Annotated in this window: 13 protein-coding genes; 5 read left to right on the forward strand and 8 right to left on the reverse strand. The window is 49.2% G+C overall.

The annotated features are described in order from the left end of the window. Positions 1-610: 610 nt before the first annotated feature. A complete protein-coding gene (locus tag HG547_RS16280) occupies positions 611-1,075 on the forward strand; it encodes an RNA-binding protein (protein WP_037430549.1) in 465 nt (154 codons plus the stop codon). Positions 1,076-1,086: 11 nt separating this feature from the next. Here HG547_RS16280 and murI read toward each other — a convergent pair whose 3' ends face one another. Next, positions 1,087-1,902, reverse strand: a complete 816-nt coding sequence (gene murI / locus HG547_RS16285; RefSeq protein WP_169548413.1) for a glutamate racemase — start codon at positions 1,900-1,902, stop codon at positions 1,087-1,089. A gap of 144 nt (positions 1,903-2,046) precedes the next feature. Here murI and trmA point away from each other — a divergent pair, with 144 nt between their 5' ends. Continuing rightward, positions 2,047-3,144, forward strand: a complete 1,098-nt coding sequence (gene trmA / locus HG547_RS16290) for a tRNA (uridine(54)-C5)-methyltransferase TrmA (protein ID WP_169548414.1) — start codon at positions 2,047-2,049, stop codon at positions 3,142-3,144. Positions 3,145-3,210: 66 nt separating this feature from the next. On the opposite strand, the gene fabR is transcribed toward trmA, so the two are convergent. Beyond that, positions 3,211-3,825 (reverse strand): HTH-type transcriptional repressor FabR, encoded by a 615-nt coding sequence (fabR, locus tag HG547_RS16295; RefSeq protein WP_011070594.1) that lies wholly within the window; start codon positions 3,823-3,825, stop codon positions 3,211-3,213. A gap of 143 nt (positions 3,826-3,968) precedes the next feature. On the opposite strand from fabR, the gene HG547_RS16300 reads away from it, so the two are divergent. From HG547_RS16300 to mnmH, 3 genes are all read left to right on the forward strand, one after another. Beyond that, positions 3,969-5,075, forward strand: a complete 1,107-nt coding sequence (locus HG547_RS16300) for a fatty acid desaturase (protein ID WP_037416479.1) — start codon at positions 3,969-3,971, stop codon at positions 5,073-5,075. A gap of 96 nt (positions 5,076-5,171) precedes the next feature. Continuing rightward, on the forward strand, positions 5,172-6,230 hold the full coding sequence (selD, locus tag HG547_RS16305) for a selenide, water dikinase SelD (RefSeq protein ID WP_037416476.1): 1,059 nt from the start codon (positions 5,172-5,174) through the stop codon (positions 6,228-6,230). Further along, positions 6,230-7,345: a tRNA 2-selenouridine(34) synthase MnmH gene (gene mnmH, locus HG547_RS16310; protein WP_169548415.1), complete on the forward strand. Its 1,116-nt coding sequence runs from the start codon at positions 6,230-6,232 to the stop codon at positions 7,343-7,345. The genes selD and mnmH overlap by 1 nt, the downstream gene beginning before the upstream one ends. A gap of 76 nt (positions 7,346-7,421) precedes the next feature. Here the strand turns inward: mnmH and HG547_RS16315 are convergent, their stop codons facing one another. From HG547_RS16315 to HG547_RS16340, 6 genes are all read right to left on the reverse strand, one after another. Beyond that, positions 7,422-9,284 (reverse strand): MFS transporter, encoded by a 1,863-nt coding sequence (locus HG547_RS16315; protein ID WP_169548416.1) that lies wholly within the window; start codon positions 9,282-9,284, stop codon positions 7,422-7,424. Next, on the reverse strand, positions 9,275-9,886 hold the full coding sequence (locus HG547_RS16320; RefSeq protein ID WP_047535771.1) for a TetR/AcrR family transcriptional regulator: 612 nt from the start codon (positions 9,884-9,886) through the stop codon (positions 9,275-9,277). The genes HG547_RS16315 and HG547_RS16320 overlap by 10 nt, the downstream gene beginning before the upstream one ends. Positions 9,887-10,114: 228 nt before the next feature. Beyond that, positions 10,115-10,558: an N-acetyltransferase gene (locus HG547_RS16325; protein ID WP_055647579.1), complete on the reverse strand. Its 444-nt coding sequence runs from the start codon at positions 10,556-10,558 to the stop codon at positions 10,115-10,117. Between the two features lie 6 nt (positions 10,559-10,564). After that, complete coding sequence (cysQ, locus tag HG547_RS16330; protein WP_055647611.1) at positions 10,565-11,377, reverse strand: 3'(2'),5'-bisphosphate nucleotidase CysQ; 813 nt, start codon at positions 11,375-11,377, stop codon at positions 10,565-10,567. A gap of 70 nt (positions 11,378-11,447) precedes the next feature. After that, entirely contained in the window at positions 11,448-11,999 is a 552-nt protein-coding gene (gene nudE, locus HG547_RS16335; RefSeq protein WP_037430523.1) for an ADP compounds hydrolase NudE, read from the reverse strand. 238 nt (positions 12,000-12,237) lie between these two features. Further along, a complete protein-coding gene (locus tag HG547_RS16340) occupies positions 12,238-22,344 on the reverse strand; it encodes a putative Ig domain-containing protein (RefSeq protein WP_248278757.1) in 10,107 nt (3,368 codons plus the stop codon). Positions 22,345-22,486 lie beyond the last annotated feature (142 nt).

Consider the following 22,486-nt stretch of genomic DNA (forward strand, 5'->3'; position numbering starts at 1 on the left):
CTCACTAAGAAGCATCGCGTTTCAATTCATACATTACTGTATGTACATATTGCTATGAACACTCATTCATTGATTTAATTCTTTGATTACTCGCCAAACAGCAGAGTAATTTCGATTAACTCAACACCCGTGAGTGTCCACACAGATTTGCTTGATAAATTGTTAAAGAGCGTTGACCATCGCATTATCACAAGTGATTTCAGCGGGTCAGGGCTGCGTATTCTACGCATTCCCGTTTTTGCGTCAAGTAGTTTTTTAAACTTTCTTTTCGCCCATCAAGGACTGAATCACTTGATGAACTGGCACTTGTAACTGCCAACTGCGTATCGCTGTCTGCCGTGTCAGTGGATGCGCATTATAGGCAGCGGAACTTTTTGTGCAAGCGCTTTTTTAGCCCCCAAAGACTGTACGCCGACATTTTAAGCATTATGTTTATTTTTTATCTATTTTGGCTTGGTTATTCAATTTTGATGTAAGTTTTTATCTGATAAATGATAATTCGCGCTCAATTTTTCGGCAGCAGTCTAGTGTAAAAGTAAATAATTCATTACCATATGACTTGCTGTTAACAGTTATTTATCATTTTCTATTTCATTCAGAGAGCATTTATATGCAAAAGTCATTTCTTATTGTTTTGGTTATTGCCATTCTTGGCGCAATTGCGCTATCTCAATTTGCAACAACATTACCCGCTTACATCGCCTTTGTTGCTGGCGTGATTATTACTACGCTTATCTTTAAATTTGTCCCTGATTTAGGTACCACTCAAGCAGCTGATGAACAATATGTCGGCCCGACAATGACACTCTATGTAGGCAACTTGCCTTATCGTGTGCATGAGGGAGAAGTGAAAGTATTGTTTGGTGAATTCGGCCCAGTCAATTCAGTCCGTTTAGTTCGAGATCGTAAAACAGGTCGCCGTAAAGGCTTCGGTTTTGTTGAAATGTCCGAAGCAGGTGCTCAAAAAGCAATGGTTAAGCTAAATGACTTTAACTTCCAAGAAAGAACCTTAAAAGTTAGAGAAGCTAAGACTCAAGATTCGGAAGCCGCTGATCGTACAGGTACTGATGAATAATCTGCGTTAGCTTATCCGTTCTGGTTGATTGTGGTGATTCGCTCTAGGGCCGAAAAGCCACAATCGACTAACATAGTCATCAATCCCTCACTGATTTCCGCTTTAGTATAAAACGCCTGCATAACCGAATCTTGGTGCGCGTCTTTTAGACCTTGCTGTTCGCTCTTAGTAGCTAACAGTGTTTTGACTCGTTTAGCTATTGCCTCACCTGAATCAAGCAGAGTCACACCTTGACCCAATACCTGCTGCAATTCATCACGCATCATTGGGAAATGAGTACATCCAAGTACCAATACATCTAACTCCGCCTCGACAATCGGCGACAATATCTGCGTTAATCGCACCATATTCAGCTGACCAGTGGCAATCTTCTGCTCGGCCATCAGCACTAATTCCGAACATCCGAACAGTTCTACATGGCAGTCATCGGCAAATTGGCTAATGAGTTCGTGAGTATAGTGGCGCTTTACCGTACCTGGGGTAGCAAGCAACCCTATACGTTTACTTTTAGATAACTGCGCCGCAGGTTTAATGGCGGGGACAACACCGACAACAGGAACAGTTAAAGTGGCACGCAGCGCGGGCAGCACAACCGTACTCGCGGTATTGCAGGCAACGACAACTATAGCTGCATGGGTACGCTCTACGACTTGGTCGATTAGCGCGACACAACCCGAGACAAGTTCCTGCTCTTCCAACTCGCCATAGGGCAATCTGGCATTATCGAATAAATAGCAGTAATCATGATGAGGAAGCAGTTTGCGAATTTCTGCTAATACGGATAGACCGCCGATGCCAGAATCGAATACTAATATTGGTTGCGACAAGCCCATCTCCAGTTAATTCTTCTTCGCCCCATGCGCGGGCGGATTTTCCCACAGCTTTGCTCAAACCGCAAAACCAAGATGCTGGACATTCGTGTAACCTAGTATAAAATTTGCGCCCCAATTTACAGCCACGGTGAATCAACAATGAATTTAGCAGCAATGGATCCCACGACCTATGATGCGCAACTGACTGCAAAGCGTATCAAGCTAGAGCAGGCCTTTGCCCAATTTGAGACGCCGAGTGTTGAAGTGTTTGCCTCTGAGCCTGCCAACTACCGTATGCGCGCTGAGTTTCGTGTATGGCATGAGGGCGACGATTTATACTATTACATGTTTGATAAAGTATTGAACGACAAAGTACGTTGTGATCAATACTTACCTGCGAGTGCGTTAATCAATCAAATGATGGCGGCACTGATCGCCGAGTTAAAACCTAACCACAGCCTACGCCACAAACTCTTCCAGGTTGATTTTTTATCAACGCTCAGTGGTGAGATTCTAGTATCACTGCTGTATCACAGACAGCTTGATGACCAATGGCGCAGCGAAGCCACCGCGCTCAAAGCCAGATTGAGCAGCCAATTTAAGGTCAATATAATTGGCCGTGCGCGCAAACAGAAAATCGATTTAGATAAAGACTTTGTAGTTGAGTCACTGCAAGTGAATGACAAAGTTTTCCATTACAAACAAATCGAAAACAGCTTTACCCAGCCAAATGCCAAGGTGGCAATCAAGATGCTGGAATGGGCTATCGACGTGACTCAACACAGCCAAGGCGATTTGCTGGAGCTTTACTGTGGTAATGGCAACTTCTCTATCGCGCTGGCACAAAACTTTAATCGCGTGCTCGCGACCGAGTTGGCCAAACCTTCAGTGGATGCAGCCCAATACAATATCGAAGTCAACAATATCGATAATCTGCAAATTATCCGCATGTCGGCGGAAGAGTTTAGCGATGCGATGGCCAAAAAACGCAGCTTCAGGCGCTTAGAAGGCATTGATCTGGATAGCTATGTGTGCAACACCATTTTTGTTGACCCACCACGAGCAGGTATTGACCCAGCTACGTTGGACTTAGTGCAAGGTTATGAGCGGATTTTGTATATCTCGTGCAATCCCGACACCTTAAAAGACAATTTGCAGCAATTAAATCAGACTCACAAGGTGACACGTTTTGCGCTATTCGATCAGTTCCCTTACACCGACCATATGGAAACAGGTGTGCTGTTAGAACGTCGTTAGGCGACTCTATATACCTAAAAACAAAGGAGCCTGTGGCTCCTTTGTTTTTAGTCAAACCGTACCCAACTAACGATGTTCTACTTTATGTTGTAATGCTTCAGCGCCCTTGGCGACCATGCGCAGCTGCATTACTAATTGATCGGCAAGCACTTTACGATCGGCGCGCTTCATATCCAGTGCCGACGCTCCGGCGTTAAACACTAAGGTCACTAGCGCTTCTGCCTGCGCTCTGGCTAGCATAGGTGTACGGCCCGCCGTCGCTTCGGTGTAATGGGCCAATTCAGAAATAAAATGTTCAATCTCGCGAGCCACCGCAGCGCGGAATGCCGCCGAGGTACCTGAACGCTCATGCAGTAAAATTCTGAAAACGTTTGGATTAGAATCAAGAACTTCCATAAAGGTATCCACTGATATACGGATCACGCTACCACCCGCTTCAGCACGTTGACGCCCCTTGCGCATCATTTGCCTTAGGGTAAGCCCGCCCTCGTCGACCATAGTCAACCCGAGTTCATTCATATCCTTAAAATGACGATAAAAGGATGTGGGCGCAATGTTGGCTTCCCTCGCCACTTCTCGCAAACTTAAGCTAGAGAAGCTCCGCTCAGCACTGAGCTGATTAAAGGCCGCATCGACTAGAGCCCGCCGAGTTTTCTCTTTTTGCTGTGCACGAATACCCATTCTTGAATCCGCTAACTGAATGTAATGACGCGATAATACCGCTTTTGCGATTGAAACACAGCCCTATCCACCTTGACCAAACAAGATTGCTGGGCTAAATTAGCTTACAGTTGTACGCTCAAATGCGGATATTGGAAACTATAATGAATAAACCCCCTATCATCTGGCTTAATGTCACCCTATTTAGCCTAACCTTTCTCAGTGCGGTAATCCTTGTTCCTTGGTATGGCCTAGCCCACGGTTACGGTGCCAGCGAATGGATTGCTTTTGTGGTTTTAGCCTTTGCCAGTGGCCTGTCGATCACTGCGGGTTACCATAGACTCTGGTCACATAAAGCCTACAAGGCACACCCTGTAATACGTTTCATATATGCACTTGGTGGTGCATTAGCATTACAAAACAGCGCGTTACATTGGGCATCCGATCATCGTGTGCACCATAAGCATGTCGATGACAATGACAAAGATCCTTACTCCGCCAACATGGGTTTCTGGTACAGCCATATCGGTTGGATGCTGCGCGAATACCAAGCCCAGCGTTACCATGACTACCAAAACGTGCGTGATTTACAGAACGACCGTATCGTGATGTGGCAACACAAGCACTATCTTGCACTTGTGCTACTTATGAATATTGGTCTGCCTGCTTTATTAGGCTGGTTCACTGGCAATATCGCGGGTATGTTACTGATGGCGGGACTTCTGCGCTTAGTGGTCGTGCATCACTGCACCTTCTTCATTAACTCCCTCGCCCACGTGTGGGGTAGCCAACCTTATACCGATAAAAATACGGCCCGCGATAACGGTTTTCTGGCTGTACTGACCTACGGTGAGGGTTACCATAATTTCCACCATATCTTCGAAAACGATTATCGTAACGGGATTAAATGGTGGCATTACGATCCGACTAAGTGGTTGATTAAGGCGTTATCTTGGGTGGGTTTAGCCAAAGACTTACGCACGAGTCCGCAGGAGCGAATCGAGAGTGCCCGCTTACAAATGCAACTGCTGCATGCTAAAAGCAAAGTGCTCAATTTGCCAAATGCCGATGAAATTATTGAAAAAATTCAACAAGAGTATGAGTTGATGAAACAACACTTACTCGAATATTATCAAGCCCAAAAGGCACTGTTAGAGGCCAAACGTAAGCAACTGGTCGATCAGCAATTATTGCAGCAAGTCGAAGAGCTAAAAACCCGACTCCTGAATCAGCAAAAAAGCTGGAAGAGCCTGACTGCAACTTATAGCTAGGCCACAATTATCGGTAAAAATCATACGGCCGCCTTGCATGGTGGCCGTATCCTATTATTATGATGCCTCATTCACTTTTTACAGGATGTTAGGCTCATGTCGAATTGTGCAGTATCTCCAACCGATAGCATTAAACTCACCGAATATAGTCATGGTGCCGGTTGCGGCTGTAAAATTTCCCCTAAAGTACTGACCACCATTCTTGCCTCGCAGCTGCCTGTATTTACCGATCCTAATCTGCTGGTCGGCAATCAGAGTCGCGATGATGCGGCCGTGTATAAGCTCAATGATGAGATTGGCATTATCAGTACCACTGATTTTTTTATGCCCATTGTTGATGACCCCTTTACCTTTGGCCGCATTGCTGCCACCAATGCGATTAGTGATATTTACGCCATGGGCGGCACGCCGATGATGGCGATTGCTATTTTAGGCTGGCCAATCAACAAATTGCCTGCCGAAATCGCGCAACAAGTGGTTGATGGCGGTCGTCAAGCCTGTATGGAAGCAGGCATTATGCTGGCTGGCGGTCATAGCATCGATGCACCTGAACCTATCTTTGGCCTTGCAGTAACAGGACAAATCGCCTTAACCGATTTAAAACAAAACGACACTGCTAAAACTGGCGATCGTTTGTATCTCACAAAACCTATTGGCATTGGCATCCTGACCACGGCACAAAAGCAGAAGAAGCTAAAAGACGAAGATAGCCACATTGCGGTGAATGCCATGTGCCAGCTCAATAGCGTAGGCGCTAAGATCGCTAAGATCAAAGGCGTAAACGCCCTGACAGATGTCACAGGCTTTGGCCTTGCAGGCCATCTGCTCGAAATGTGCCAAGGCGCTAAACTCACCGCCAAATTAACACTCGATGCAGTGCCGCTCTTACCTCGCGCCCTCGACTATCTTGCGCAGGGTTGTGTTCCCGGCGGAACCCACCGTAACTACGACAGTTATGGCGAGCACTTACCCACTCTAACCGATTATCAGAAAGCCATTTTGTGTGACCCACAAACCAGTGGCGGCTTGTTAGTGGCGGTATCGAATGAGGCCGAAGCAGAACTGGTGGCACTGCTTAATGCCCATCAAATTGAGCCTATCTGCATTGGTTCGTTAGAAACGCCCACCTCCACCGCCAATGTGGTGCTGTGTTAATGACAACAACGATTATCCAGGCCCAGCAATACCACGATATCTTTGTCGCTGGGCAGCCATTAATCGACTTAAGGGCGCCGATTGAATTTGATCGCGGCGCGTTTCCCTCCTCAGAAAATCTACCGTTAATGGTTGATAAAGAAAGGGAAAAGGTCGGAACTTGCTACAAAGAGCAAGGACAGCAAGCCGCGATTACCTTAGGCCATTCACTCGTACATGGCGCAGTAAAACAACAAAGAATTGATGCTTGGTTACACTTTTTATCGGCCCACCCCGAAGCTTATCTTTACTGCTTTCGCGGCGGGCTACGCTCACAGCTAACTCAGCAATGGCTAAAAGAAGCGGGCGTAGTCGTACCTTATGTACAGGGTGGCTACAAAGGCATGCGCCAATATTTAATTGGTGTGATTGATGCAGTCCCTAGCGAACAACGCTTGTTAAGCCTAAGTGGTATGACGGGCTGCGGTAAAACGGATTTTTTAAGACAGCGCAAAGAGGCAGTGGATCTTGAGGGTATCGCCAATCACAGAGGATCGAGTTTTGGCAAAAATATCGACCCACAACCGACGCAAATAAACTTTGAAAATCAGCTCGCGATTACACTACTCCGCCACCAACAGGGCAATCATTCCTGCTTGCTACTTGAGGATGAAAGCTTTCTGATTGGCCGCTCAGCACTGCCGCAAAACTTTTATAGCGCCATGCAGGCAGCCGATATTGTAGTACTCGAAGAAGATGACGACATTAGGCTAAGTCGCTTACTCGATGAATATGTTCATAAAATGCATCACGGTTTTGTTGAACGCTTAGGTATTGAGGCAGGCTTTGATGCCTTTAGCCAATATCTTTTGCAGAGCCTTACCAGTATTCGTAAACGTCTCGGTGGTAAACAATTTCAAGAATTACAAGACATCATGCAACTGGCTCTGATGCAGCAACTCAATCAAAACCAAACCTCACAGCATTTAACTTGGATAAGCCTGCTACTGCACAAGTATTACGACCCTATGTATGAATACCAATTAGCAAAAAAAGCACATAGAGTGCTTTTTAGGGGAAATCACCAAGACATGCATCAGTGGTTAGATAACTTATCGCAAGATAATCTTGGCTAAACAAGTACAGCTCAGCATGTTAAAAACAAGAAAACCGTGTGCTAACGCCACGGCTTTCTTTATCTATCTCGTCAAGTTAGGACTTATTGAGTAGATTCGCGACACTATCCCTGAGCGAGTGCCGATCAGCATTTTGTCCATCCACCACATCCGTTAAGCTCACCGATACCTTGGACCAAAAGCGTTTCGGCATTGTGGTCAATGCATGGCCATCTTTATGACTGAAGTAAGAGCCCCACAGACCATTGAGCGCCATAGGGATTACGGGTACGGGATCGCGGGCCAAGATTTTATCGATACCAGGGCGAAACTCGCCGAGTTCACCATCCTGCGTTAAACGACCTTCGGGGAAGATACACACCAACTCGCCATTCGCTAACGCTTCATGAATTGATTCAAAAGCTTGATTGTAAGTGACCTCACTCTGGCGCGGCGAACAAATCGGAATCACTCCTGCATGGCGGAACAGATATTTCAGCACAGGAATTTCACTGATCGATTTATCCATCACAAAACGAATCGGCCGGGTCGACGCGCCCATAATGATCAACGCATCCACATAGCTCACATGGTTACAGACTATGATACCCGCGCCTTCTTTGGGGATCTTTTCCCGCCCAGTCACAGTCACTCGATACATCACATGGCTGAGTAAGTAACTGATAAATCGTTGGGTAAACTCAGGCACTTGTGAATACACATAGAGAGCAACAACGAAATTCATCACGGCTAGCAGTAAGAACAACTGTGGAATACTCCAGCCAGCCACACCGAGTAACAGCATAGACAACAACGCTGACGCCACCATAAAGAGCGAGTTCATAATGTTATTCGCGGCAATCGCTTGCGCACATTCTCCCTTCGCAGAACGCGCTTGAATAAAGGCGTACAGAGGCACGATAAACAGACCACCGCTGACCCCAATCATAAAGAAGTCCAACATCACTCGATAATGCTTCTGCTCGGCAATAAAGCTTTGTAAGCCATAAACAAAACTAGCATCCGCAGGTGCAGGCGGAATCGCCCACAGCAAGTCCACACCAAACACGGTTAACCCGAGCACCCCAAAGGGCAACAAGCCTAACTCCACATGGCCAAAGGAAAAACGCTCACAGACAAAGGAGCCAACCGCAATCCCAATAGAGAACATTCCCAGTAGCAGCGACACCACTGTCGCGCCAGAGTGCAAATGCAGCTTGGCAAAGTTAGGGAATTGGGTCAGATATGTCGCCCCCAAAAACCAGAACCAGCTAATGGCGAGGATGGCCATCCAAATAGAAGGCGTTTGGCGTGCCTTCTTAATGGTGCGCCAAGTGCCAGATAATGGCCGAAATTGGATTTTCTGAACTGTGCCCTGTGGCGGTAAAGCAGGGATCGCACGGCTAGACAAATACCCCGCCAAGGCAAGGGCTGCGACCGTGATGGCCGACCACAAGGTGGCGTTGTTTTCAGACACTAAAATCCCGGCACTCAAGGTACCGATCAAGATAGACAAAAACGTCCCCATCTCAACCCAGGCATTGCCCGTCACTAACTCATCCTCTTTTAAGGCTTGAGGCAAGAGGGAATATTTGACCGGTCCAAAATAGGCTGACTGGCTACCGGTTAAAAACAGCAGTAATAACATCATCATATAATTCTCACTCACAATGGCGAGTGCGGCGCTGAACATAATGATGACTTCGAGCAGTTTTAAGCGACGGATAAGTTTGGCTTTATCCATATTGTCGGCCACGACGCCAGCATGGGCAGAGAACAGGAAAAACGGCAGGATAAAGACCCCTGCAGCCAAATTAACAAACATGTCGACGCTAATGGGTAACTCATTGACTTGACTGAAGGTGACGAGCAACAGCAACACATTTTTATAGATATTGTCGTTAAGTGCGCCCAGACATTGGGTTGCGAAATACGGTAAAAAACGTTTTGTTAGCAGCATGATGCTTCTCTCTGATAACCCATTCCCTGTAAATACCCAGTCACATGACTTTCTAGTAAAGCGGGTAAAGATGCCGTATCGGCAAACAATTTATTATCCAGTGACAATGCCGTGAGGCCGTGGATGCCGCCCCAGAGTACTCGACTCATTTGGAGTTGCTGCTCAGCAGTCTTATGGGGGAACAACAGGGCTAACTCACGTTCAATTAAACTGAATAAACTCGCGATAAGATGGCCTTGAGATTCGGGCAAAGGTTCGGAGTCGAGTAGCTGCAGTTCAAATACCAACTTAAAACATTGGCGCTGTGCATGGGCAAACTCAGCGTATTTTTGCGCCATGTTGATGATTTTATTGCGACTATTATCTGCATTTACCTCGGAGAGCTCATGCATCAGCGCCTGCAGCGTTGCCTCAGAAACGGCTAACAAAAGGTAGTTATAGCTACCAAAGATATTAATTAAGGTACTCGGCACATAGCCAATCTGGCTAGCAATCTTGCGTAAACTCAGTTCTTGTGTCCCTTGCTGTTGCAGCAGTGCCATTGCCGCTTCTACTGCCATAGTACGAATTTCATCATGACTATGTTCTTTGCGTCTCGCCATAGGTCTCACTCCCTGTTGAATGGTGTGAGATTAACAGCCTGAAAAATAAAAAACAACGTTCAAAATAAGTTTATTTTGCGTACAGCATGAAGTAAAAGGCATAAAAATGAGGGAAGAAAGTCTAACTCTGGGCAATCGCTCGATGCGAACCTTGGAGGGAATTTAACTTTTAACGCATAAAAAATGACGCCCTCAATTGAGGGCACCATTTCGAGATTGAACTTTTACCTAGCGGCAGTGATAACTCATCACGACTCTGTCGGCCCCAGCGCCAAAATAGTCCGCTTCGAAGGCAGTATCGACAAACCCTAAACGCTGATATAAACCATGGGCAGGATTATGGGGATCGACAGTTAAATCCACCCGCTTAACCAGAGGTGGTATTTGGCTTAAACATTGTTGTATTAATTGTTTACCAATGCCTCGTCCGCGGGCTTGCTCACTCACCGCCACGGACAGGATCCACATACAGGTAGGGTCGCCACTTTGAGCGCAGAGCACATAACCTAACAGCTTACCGCCATCATCTATGGCAACAAGAAAATGCTCAGGCCAACAATCAAACCCTTGGCGGAAGAAAAAATCGGGATAACAATGATCGCCAAAGATAGCCTGTTCAAGTTGAAAAACGTCGGCTAACTCTGACTTTAATACTGGACGAATCGACTGCATGTAAACCTATTCACCAATTAAAATTTTATCCCACTCTAAATTGGGCGCACCAACAACAATAAAGTTAGGATTTTCAAGCGTCTCACGCTCGTTATAAGTCAAAGGTTGCAGCTCGGTATCCATGAGCTGACCACCCGCTTCCTCAATAATGATCTGCGCGGCGCCGGTATCCCATTCACCTGTCGGCCCGACTCGCACATAACAATCGGCGCGTCCTTCAGCGACCAGACAACTCTTCAAGGCCGCACCGCCCATGACCACCAGTTCACAATGCTTAGGATGATTGAAGAGGGTCAACACGGATTGAGGATCCTGACGACGACTCACCGCTAACCTTAGGGAAACTTGCTCACGGTGCTGAATTTGCCGACTACTGATACGCACTTCTTGCTTATCGGTGCGTTTATAGGCACCTAATCCCGCGATGGCGTAGTAACACACCTGCGTCATCGGTACATAGACCACGCCCATTACTGGACGATTGTGCTCCACCAACGCAATGATCACCGAAAAATCACCACTACCGGCAATAAACTCTCCCGTGCCATCGAGAGGGTCGACTAACCAATAACGTTTCCAGCCTTCACGCTCACTCAGGGGAATATCGGCAGCCTCTTCGGACAAGATAGGAATCTCAGGCGTCAACGCGGCTAAGCGTTCACAGATGAGCTTATTCGCCGCTAAGTCCGCCGAGGTGACAGGGGTATTATCAGACTTAGTCTCTCGCTCAAAATTACCCTTAAGGTAAATCTCACGAATAGTGCGACCCGCATCCGTTGCTATCGCAATCACCTCGTCGATTAACTCTTCTGGCTTCATAACCACTCCAATCGCTAACATCGCGAATGATCCACAAGCACTCAATTGCTGAATGCTATAACAAAAAAGATTATTTAAGTTGTAAATGTTTCTGCGCTAAAAACAATGCGCTCACACTACGGGATTCCGAAAAATCGCTATTTTCGAGTAACGCTTCCCACTCGGCCAACGCCCAAGGCACCACATCTATGGGTTCTGGCTCATCGCCTTCGAGGCGGCTTTCATATAAATCTTCTGCTATGAAAATTTGCATCTTGCTAGAGAAATAACCCGGCGCAAGGCTAAGTTCTTTCAACAGGGTCAGCTTACGGGCCCCAAAACCGATTTCTTCCTGCAATTCTCGATTGGCCGCTTCGATAGCTTGCTCACCAGGGTCTATTAATCCCTTAGGAAAACCTAGCTCGTAATTGTCGGTGCCAGCGGCATATTCACGGGCTAACAGCATGTTACCTTGATGAATGGGCACCACCATCACAGCGCCACGGCTACCACCCTTCATCCGCTCATACTGGCGCTCGACACCGTTAGAGAATTTAAGATGGACCTGTTCAATTTGAAACAAACGGCTCTTAGCGACAACTTCAGTATGCAAGATTTCCGGCTTATGGTGCCGCTGTGACATAACTGCCCCTGGATAAAAATAGCAACAAACTAACTAGGATAAGTGACAATCTTACTATCCTGTCTTTAATCTACAACCTGAATTTAGTGCGGCTATTCCAAAGACCACCACTCAAGTAATGGGATTTAAGTCACGCACTAAGCAATAACAAAGGAGAAGCGGCTAAAACTTTCCCGCTTTTTATCGCGAAAATTCACCCACAAAAAAGGGGCTAAGCCCCTTTTGATGTCAATATCATCTAAAACTGATAACGCAGATTGAGTTGATAGCTCAATAGGTCATTCGGCTCTATAGCAAGGTATTGATAACCTAAACCCACAGACCACGCATCACTAAATTGGTAACTAAAACGCACTCCCGCATACCAATCTGTGCCATCTAAATCAGTCGTTATCGTGGTATTGCCCATGGTACTACTAATATCCGCTTGCCAATGCAACAAGCCTACAGGCACTTCAAAGCGCCAACCTTGATGCTGCAGCAAGGTAAATCTCAAGCCCAACATAACCCCATCGGCAAGCACTGGGGTGACAGTTTTCACCAACTCATGGTATTGCGCTGGCATTAACGTCGAGCCCTTAATCCTTGCACTTCCTTCACCAAAATCGGCATAGCCCAGTTCTAACGCTACGGTCGGCGTCCATTGATAACCTAGACTCACCCCAAATGCGGTATCCGAGTCATCGACGCTGAGGAGTTGTCCCTCTCCGACTTGGGCGTTTAACTCAGGCAGTGTTTTATCGGCCTGCGCTTGTCCGATAAAACCCTCAACATACCAGTCGGTTGCCTGTGCCTGTTGCGTTACACTGAGCAATAACAGGCAGCCTAAGGCCAATCGCTGTAATTCTCGGCGACGCAATATCGCGCATGCCAAGATAAATGCCAACGCCCATAAGGTCATACTGCCTCCTCCTGACTTATTATCGATAATGACCTCTTGATAGGCTTTCACTGTGATAAGCACCTGCCCCGTCGCTTCACCACCTTGGCCATCGCTAATCCTATAGGTCACGGTATCCACACCATCAAACCCTGTTTTAGGGATATAGCGCAGTTTATTGGCTTCGATAGTCACAGTGCCCTGTTGGGCCGTCGCACTTAACAAGGTCAACGTATTACCATCCACATCGGTGTCATTACTCAGCACATCGATAAGCAAGCTGGTACGGTCATCGGTAGCGGCGCTGTCATCGACAGTCACAGGTGCAGTGTTGCCATTTACCACGATCGTCAGCTCAGTACTTGCCGTACCACCTTTGCCATCGGTAATGCTATACACCAACACATCGGTGCCGATAAAGTCAGCCGCCGGCATGTAACTGATCCGTTGATCAGCTAACACTGTGACAGTGCCAAACTCACTAATCACTTGAGTGACGCTCAAACTATCCCCATCGCTATCCGTATCGTTGGCAAGCACGTTCACCTCGATACTTTGGTTCCAAGCAATTGCTGCCGAGTCGGGATTGGCGACAGGCAAGTGGTTACCATTGAGCATCACAGCAACGCCACTTGGGTCGACAATAGTACGGTTAGCCACACCATCATCATCGTTAGGGCCGCCATCTTCGATGGTCAACTGCACACACCAATGGCCTTCAGTTAATCCCGGCGTCCAACGGCTATCCCCAGGTGGCGGGCAGAAACCACGTTCACCCTCCGTACTGGCAACAGTGTTGTTTGCATCAATCACAAAGTCTCGCCAGCCCGCTTGAGCATTAAACTTGCGATAGACAGCATTCGCTGGAACGGGCGAGCGTTGTGGCAATACCAAGCTATAGCTTTGGCCCTGTTGTGGCAGACCCGTCGCGATAAAGTCGAAAATACCGCCCACATTTGCGGCTAAAGCATCTTCAGCCACAGCTTCAGGCTGTAGTTGCACGCCGCTCTGTCCAAGGCTTAGGGCAATATTTCCCAAACGTAAACAGACGCCCGCTTGCCCTTCGGCCAAGAAGTACACTGGCTGCAATTCCCCTTCAGGCATCACATTACAGTCATTGTTCGCATCCAAATAATCTGGGATGCCATCACTATCGCTATCGCTATAGCCTTCTTGAACATCAGGGATTAAATCGCCATCCGTATCAGCACTCGTCAATGCGGCTAAACTTGGACGCACTACGATGTACACCGTTTCGGTACTCGACAGCGCAGGCGAACCATCATCGGTCGCTGTTAAGCTCACGGGATAAATCCCCGGCGTTACCGCGGCTGGAGAGAACATCATCCCTGTCGCATCCGCTTGCAAGCTTAACGCACCGCTTGCCCACGTCAGCGTTAATGTATCTTGCTCATTGGCATCGGAGGCGGTAGCACGAATATGCACATCGCCGCCATTTTGCGCGACAATGACTTGTTGCTGGCCAGCTTGAGTCACCGCTAAACTAACCTGTGGTGCAATATTGGCTTCGGTAATCACCACTTGGGTCTGCTGCTTACTACCAAGATTCAGGCTTGGGTCAAGGCTGATTAGCACCTCTTCATTCCCTTCACTCACACCATCGTTCAAGGTAGTAAAGTGGATTTCTGCCATTTGTCCTGAGGCTATCTCCACTACGCCATCAACCAAATCATGGTCGCTGCTGTCTGCCGTTCCTGACACTGTGTAAGGAATACTCAGCGGATAGCTTGGTGCCTCTCCGTTGAGGTGAACACTCACGGTCACTTGATTCCCTTCTGCAATAACTTGATCTTTGCTCAGCGAAATCAATGGATTGACTTTGACTTTCTGCGCTTTAATCGCCTTGTTGCCCTCGCTGTCTACAGCCTGCCAATAGGCTAAGTAGTTGCCAGGAGCGAAGAACAAGCTCTTATTCACCAGCGACACGGGTAATGGATGGCCATTACGGTCAACCGCCTTAGCAAAACCGAGTTTCACCCGCGTAAACAGGCCTGTCGCATTCACTTCCACATCATCAGGGAGGGTGATCACGGGTTGATTCGCTGAGTCAGCGCCTTCAATCAGCAGATTCACTTTGGCGGTTGCTCGGCCTTTGTTGCCATCGCTAATGGTATAACGTAGTGCAACTGGCCCCACATAAGCCTCGGGCGCGGTAAAGCTGAGTCCATCAGCAGTGATTTGTACACTGCCAATATCCGCAGCAGCACCATCAATGCTTAAGGTGTCGCCATCGACATCCACATCGTTTGCCAACACAGCTAACGAATAGGTGTCATTTGCAGTACTGGTTAAGGTATAGCTGTCATCGATAGCTTGAGGATCGTCGTTCACTGGCGTAACCGTAACGGTGACTGTGGCAGGCTCTGAGCTCAGCTCTGCATCTTTAGCGATAAAGCCAATAGAGTCAGTACCATTAAAATCCTTCTCAGGCGTATAGAGCCAGACACTACCGTGCTGCTCTAAGGTACCGGAGGCAGGTTGGGCACTGATCTCATAGGTCAGAGGATCATTATCGGCATCCTCACCCGCAAGCGTGATCATCACCGAACTGTCTTCCTCTAGCGTCACTGTCTGATTGGTAGCGACAGGTGCATCATTAACGTTTGCCACCACAATGCTGAAGCTTTGCTCTGCGGTTAAGCCATCCACATCCGTAGCTCTTAGTACCACCGCATGACTGCCGACATTAGCATTAGTTGGGGTACCACTTAACACGCCAGTGGCTGCATTAAAGCTCAGCCAGCTTGGCAGTGTAACCGCGCTTAAGGTGACACTGTCGCCCACATCGCTATCCGTTGCTACCAAGGTGTAGCTATAGGCTGCATCTTGGGTGGCACTGGTTAACGCCGTTGAACTGATAGTCGGTGCATCATTAACGTTTGCCACCACAATGCTGAAGCTTTGCTCTGCGGTTAAGCCATCCACATCGGTGGCGCGTAGCACTACCGCATGGCTGCCGACATTGGCATTAGTTGGGGTACCACTCAGCACGCCCGTGGCTGCATTAAAGCTCAGCCAGCTTGGCAGTGTCGCGGCGCTTAAGGTGACACTGTCGCCCACGTCGCTGTCGGTCGCCACCACGGTGTAGCTATAGGCTGCATCTTGGGTGGCACTGGTTAACGCGGTTGAACTGATGGTCGGCGCATCGTTGACGTTTGCCACCACAATGCTGAAGCTCTGCTCTGCGGTTAAGCCATCGACATCGGTGGCGCGAAGCACCACGGCATGACTGCCGACATTAGCATTAGTTGGGGTACCACTTAACACGCCAGTGGCTGCATTAAAGCTCAGCCAGCTTGGCAATGTCACGGCGCTTAAGGTGACACTGTCACCCACATCGCTATCCGTTGCTATCAAGGTGTAGCTATAGGCTGCATCTTGGGTAGCGCTAGTCTGTGCACTAGAGGTGATGGTCGGTGCATCATTGACGTTTGCCACCACAATCGTAAAGCTCTGCTCTGCGGTTAAGCCATCCACATCGGTGGCGCGTAGCACCACGGCATGGCTGCCGACATTAGCATTAGTTGGGATACCACTTAACACGCCAGTCGCGGCATTAAAGCTCAGCCAGCTTGGCAGTGTCACCGCGCTTAAGGTGACACTGTCGCCCACATCGCTGTCGGTCGCCACCAAGGTGTAGCTATAGGCTGCATCTTGGGTAGCGCTAGTTAACGCCGTTGAACTGATGGTCGGTACATCGTTAACGTTCGCGACCACAATAGTAAAGCTCTGGTCAATCGTCAGACCATCCACATCGGTAGCGCGTAGTTCCACGGCATGACTGCCAACATTGGCGTTAGTTGGGGTACCGCTTAACACGCCAGTGGCTGCATTAAAGCTCAGCCAGCTTGGCAATGTCACCGCGCTTAAGGTGACACTGTCGCCGACATCGCTGTCGGTCGCCACCAAGGTGTAGCTATAGGCTGCATCTTGGGTAGCACTAGTCTGTGCACTAGAGATGATGGTTGGTGCATCGTTGACGTTTGCCACCACAATCGTAAAGCTCTGGTCAATCGTCAGACCATCCACATCCGTAGCGCGTAGCACCACGGCATGGCTGCCGACATTAGCATTAGTTGGGGTACCACTTAACACGCCAGTCGCGGCATTAAAGCTCAGCCAGCTTGGCAGTGTCACCGCGCTTAAGGTGACACTGTCGCCCACATCGCTGTCGGTCGCCACCAAGGTGTAGCTATAGGCTGCATCTTGGGTAGCGCTAGTTAACGCCGTTGAACTGATGGTCGGTACATCGTTAACGTTCGCGACCACAATAGTAAAGCTCTGGTCAATCGTCAGACCATCCACATCGGTAGCACGTAGTTCCACGGCATGACTGCCAACATTGGCGTTAGTTGGGGTACCGCTTAACACGCCAGTGGCTGCATTAAAGCTCAGCCAGCTTGGCAGTGTCACCGCGCTTAAGGTGACACTGTCGCCGACATCGCTGTCGGTCGCCACCAAGGTGTAGCTATAGGCTGCATCTTGGGTAGCACTAGTCTGTGCACTAGAGATAATGGTTGGTGCATCGTTGACGTTTGCCACCACAATCGTAAAGCTCTGGTCAATCGTCAGACCATCCACATCCGTAGCGCGTAGCACCACGGCATGACTGCCAACGTTAGCATTAGTTGGGGTACCGCTTAACACGCCAGTGGCTGCATTAAAGCTCAGCCAGCTTGGCAATGTCACGGCGCTTAAGGTGACACTGTCACCCACATCGCTATCCGTTGCTATCAAGGTGTAGCTATAGGCTGCATCTTGGGTAGCGCTAGTCTGTGCACTAGAGGTGATGGTCGGTGCATCATTGACGTTTGCCACCACAATCGTAAAGCTCTGCTCTGCGGTTAAGCCATCCACATCCGTGGCGCGTAGCACCACGGCATGGCTGCCGACATTAGCATTAGTTGGGGTACCACTTAACACGCCAGTCGCGGCATTAAAGCTCAGCCAGCTTGGCAGTGTCACGGTGCTTAAGGTGAGACTGTCGCCGACATCGCTATCCGTCGCTATCAAGGTGTAGCTATAGGCTGCATCTTGGGTAGCGCTAGTCTGTGCACTAGAGGTGATGGTCGGTGCATCATTGACGTTTGCCACCACAATCGTAAAGCTCTGCTCTGCGGTTAAGCCATCCACATCCGTGGCGCGTAGTTCCACGGCATGACTGCCAACATTGGCGTTAGTTGGGGTACCGCTTAACACGCCAGTGGCTGCATTAAAGCTCAGCCAACTTGGCAGTGTCACGGCACTTAAGGTGACACTGTCGCCGACATCGCTGTCGGTCGCCACCAAGGTGTAGCTATAGGCTGCATCTTGAGTGGCACTGGTTAACGCCGTTGAACTGATAGTCGGTGCATCATTAACGTTTGCGACCACAATGGTAAAGCTCTGGTCAATCGTCAGACCATCCACATCCGTAGCGCGTAGCACCACGGCATGACTGCCCACGTTAGCATTAGTTGGGGTACCACTCAGCACACCCGTCGCCGGATTAAAGCTCAGCCAACTTGGCAGTGTGACGGCGCTTAAGGTGACACTGTCGCCCACGTCGCTGTCGGTCGCCACCACGGTGTAGCTATAGGCTGCATCTTGGGTAGCACTAGTCTGTGCACTAGAGGTGATGGTTGGTGCATCGTTGACGTTTGCCACAACAATCGTAAAGCTCTGGTCAATCGTCAGACCATCCACATCGGTAGCGCGTAGCACCACGGCATGACTGCCGACATTAGCATTAGTTGGGGTACCACTCAGCACACCCGTGGCTGCATTAAAGCTCAGCCAGCTTGGCAGTGTCACGGCGCTTAAGGTGAGACTGTCGCCCACATCGCTGTCGGTCGCCACCAAGGTGTAGCTATAGGCTGCATCTTGGGTAGCACTCGTGAGTGCGGTTGAACTGATAACGGGGGCGCCATTAGGCTTCACTGCGTTACTCGCCGTGGAGGGGCTACCGGTTCCGGCTGAGTTTATAGCTGCAACCGTAAATGAATAGGAAGTCCCATTGGTTAATCCCATTATCGTGATGGGTGAAGAAGTGCCCGATGCCGTAATACCGCCTGGAGTCGATACTAAGGAATAGCCCGTAATGGCATCACCACCAGTGAATGCCGGAGCACTAAAACTCACCGTTGCTTGAGCATTCCCCGCAGTGGCAGTGCCGATTGTTGGCGCGCCGGGTACAACGGCATTGACACTGAATGAACGACTAACTTGGGTCGCCGCCAAATAACTCGCATTGCCCACCTGGTCTGCGTTGATGGTACAAGTGCCTACAGTGACAAAGCTCAATAAGCCCCCACTGGTGATGGTACAGACACTCGGAGTGGATGAGGTAAAGGTTGGCGCCAAACCTGAATCGGACGTTGCAGTCAAAGTCGGTGAAGTACCAAAATTCTGATCGCCCGGATTGAGGAAGGTAAGCGTTTGGATCGCTTTGGGCGTAATAGGGTTAGATGCACTGGAGGCAGGGCTGAAACCCACGGCATTCTCAGCTTCCACCGTAAAGGTATAGGTCACCCCATTAGTTAGACCACTCACCACAATCGGTGAGCCTGCTCCACTGACAGGTAAAACGTCATTTGGCGTCACCGATACAACATAGCCGAGGATATTCGAACCCCCGTTATTGGCAGGAGGTGCAAACGCCACGCTCGCCTGGGTATCGCCTGCCGTCGCAACAATAGTGGTGGGCGCGCCGGGAACAATCGCACTTACCGCAAACGAGCGGCTGACTTGGGGAGCGGCCAAGTAGGATGAGTCGCCCGCTTGATTCGCATTAATAGTACAGGTGCCAGCGGTCACGAATGTTAGCGTAGTGCCGCTCACCGTACAGACACCAGGGGTGGATGAGGTGAAAGTGACAACATAACCACCGCCTGCAGACGAACTGGCTGTCAGCGTTGGTGTAGTCCCAAAGGTCTGTGCTCCAGGGTTGTTAAAGGTGATGGTTTGTGGTGATGCCGGGGTAATGGAATTCGATGCTGCCGAAGCCGCCCCCGTGCCCGCCGAGTTAGTCGCTGTCACCGTGAAGGTGTAGGAAACACCATTGGTCAAGCCGGTCACTGTAACCGGCGAACCGGAGCCAGTACCAGTTGCACCACCTGGGCTAGCAGTGACGGTGTAACCACCAGCAAGGATCGATGCACCACCGGTACTGGCAGGTGCAGTAAATGTTACCGTTGCCTCGGCATCGCCTGCGGTTGCCGTACCGATGGTTGGCGCATCAGGAACTACCGCATTCACCGTAAAGCTTTGGGTTACTGTAGTCGCCGCATTGGTTGCGCTATTACCAGCCTGATCGGCATCAATCGTACAGGTACCTGCGCTTACAAAGGTCAGAGCAACGCCACTCACCGTACATACACCAGTGGTAGACGACGAGAAGGTGACTGTGAGACCGGAGTCCGAAGTTGCAGACAAGTTCGGTGTGGTACCAAAGTTATAGTTGCTCGGCTGGGCAAAGGTAATTGTCTGGTCGGCTTTGGGGGTTGCCGAGTTGGATGCGGCCGAGGCTGTGCCTGTACCTATCCCGTTGGTCGCCGTCACAGTAAAGGTATAGGCAGTGCCGTTGGTGAGACCGGTGATGAGAATCGGTGAACTGGCACCCGTATTTGTAAAACCTCCGGGGTTAGAGGTCACGGTATAACCAGTGATAGCAGAACCACCGTTGTTGCCGGGAGCGCTGAAAGCAACTGATACCTGGCCATCACCTGCGGTTGCAGTGCCTATGGTTGGCGCATCAGGCACTGTCGGAATGGCCACAGTATGGGCGGAACCACTCGTATAGGCGGCTGGACCTACGTTGCCAGCAGCATCGCTGATATTCGTTGCGCCATTCAGGTTCAGCTTGATAGTACCGTTGCCGGTGATACCACTGACGGTCACCGTCACACTTGAGCCAGAGGTCGCGGAGACACTGGCGACAGTGCCGGTCGCGCCACCGGTAGTACCAAGTGCAAAGTCATCGGTAGAAATGTTATTGACCGATTCACTGAAGTTGACCGTGAAATCGACACTGGTATCAGTCGAGACTGCGTCACCAACAGGAGCTGTGCTAGTTACAGACGGTGTAACGCCATCCACAACCAGCGCTTTGTTAGCGCCTAATGAATTAGCCGCTCCGGGTGAAGCCAGTGTAAGGGTCGCATTATTGGTGGCCGCATCGCGAATGGTACCGCCATTTAACGACAATGAATTGGTGGCGACATAATCCAAATCGCTGTTGTTGTCGCCCGCCTGAACCGTATAGCTGAAGGTCAAGCTACTGGTTCCACTGCCACTGGTATAATTAACGGCACGATCTGTTGTACCGGTCTCCAGAGTTAATTGCGGCGTACCAGTGACATTGACCACTTCGCTAAAGTTAACTTGAATACTGATGCTATCGCCCACTTTATAAGTGCCATTGGCTGTACTGGCTGTCACAGAAGAAACGGTGGGTGCTGTACTATCCACAAGAACACTGCTTGTGGAGCCGACAGAATTTAGCGTCAGCGTCATGTCATTATTGGCAGCATCTTTCAAGGTTCCGCCGTTCAAACCAAGCGCACCTACGGTAATACCATCAGAATCAACCAAACCACTCTCAACCGTGTAACTAAAAACCAGGGCCGAGCTTCCAGAGCCCGACGAGTAGGTTGCGTATTTGGTTGTGGCGCCAATGGTCAATGCGATACGGGGAGTTCCACCACCCGTGTTCACGATGACGTTTTCGCTCGTGTTAACAGTGAAGCTCAGTGATTGCCCGGTGATATAAGTTGTATTCGAAGGAACGCTTACGCTGGTGACTGTGGGTGGGGTAACATCTGGATTTACTCCATTAGCAAACACGATGTTATCTATCGCAATGTAGAGGTCAGCATTGCCCGGATCAGTAATTCTTACTTCATCAACATACTGAAACTTGGATGCCGTAAGCCCACTGGCCTGAGTAAATGTATCGTGAAAATCTCCAACATCCAGACTGAGTGTCTCACTGCCTGTCGATACACCATCTCTAAACCCTTCAAACTTTAACGAGCCATGCGCACCTAAATAATTGAAAACTTCTATCCCGGAAAACGAGAACTCTTCACCCCCTTGAGTCCTAATGACAATGGAGGGACCTCCATCACCAGATTCATCGGCGATACCATCATCGAAATCATCTGCACCATCTCCTATAAAGTCGGGAAGATATCGCCACGTGGCCCCCTCATTAGTATTAGTCCCTGAATTGGCGGTATAAATTTCTATTACAACACCACCAATGTCTGTTGAATTAGCCTCACCATCATTTACGGTGGTTCCGAGCGTTGTATCGCTGCCTGAAAAATTCAACGTACCGGAAAATGCCATTGCATTTTGGGTCGTAGCCAGCGCTAGCGAGACGAGTAACAGCCGCCATAAAATGACCTTGATCCTATCTATCTTGCTAGCAAAAATCTGCTGACCAACCTTATCCCAAAACATAGTGACGCCTCTTTTTAACAAGGATATTCCCGGAAAAACCATAATACTAACTTTAGTCACGCGCCTGACTTTCGATCCGAGCAACGAGTACACTCCCTGTACTCACTCTCGCTTCCGACTGGTGAAACTGTCGGAATTGCAC

The organism is Shewanella sp. DNRA4, assembly GCF_012843185.1.
Taxonomy (GTDB): Bacteria; Pseudomonadota; Gammaproteobacteria; order Enterobacterales; family Shewanellaceae; genus Shewanella; species Shewanella xiamenensis.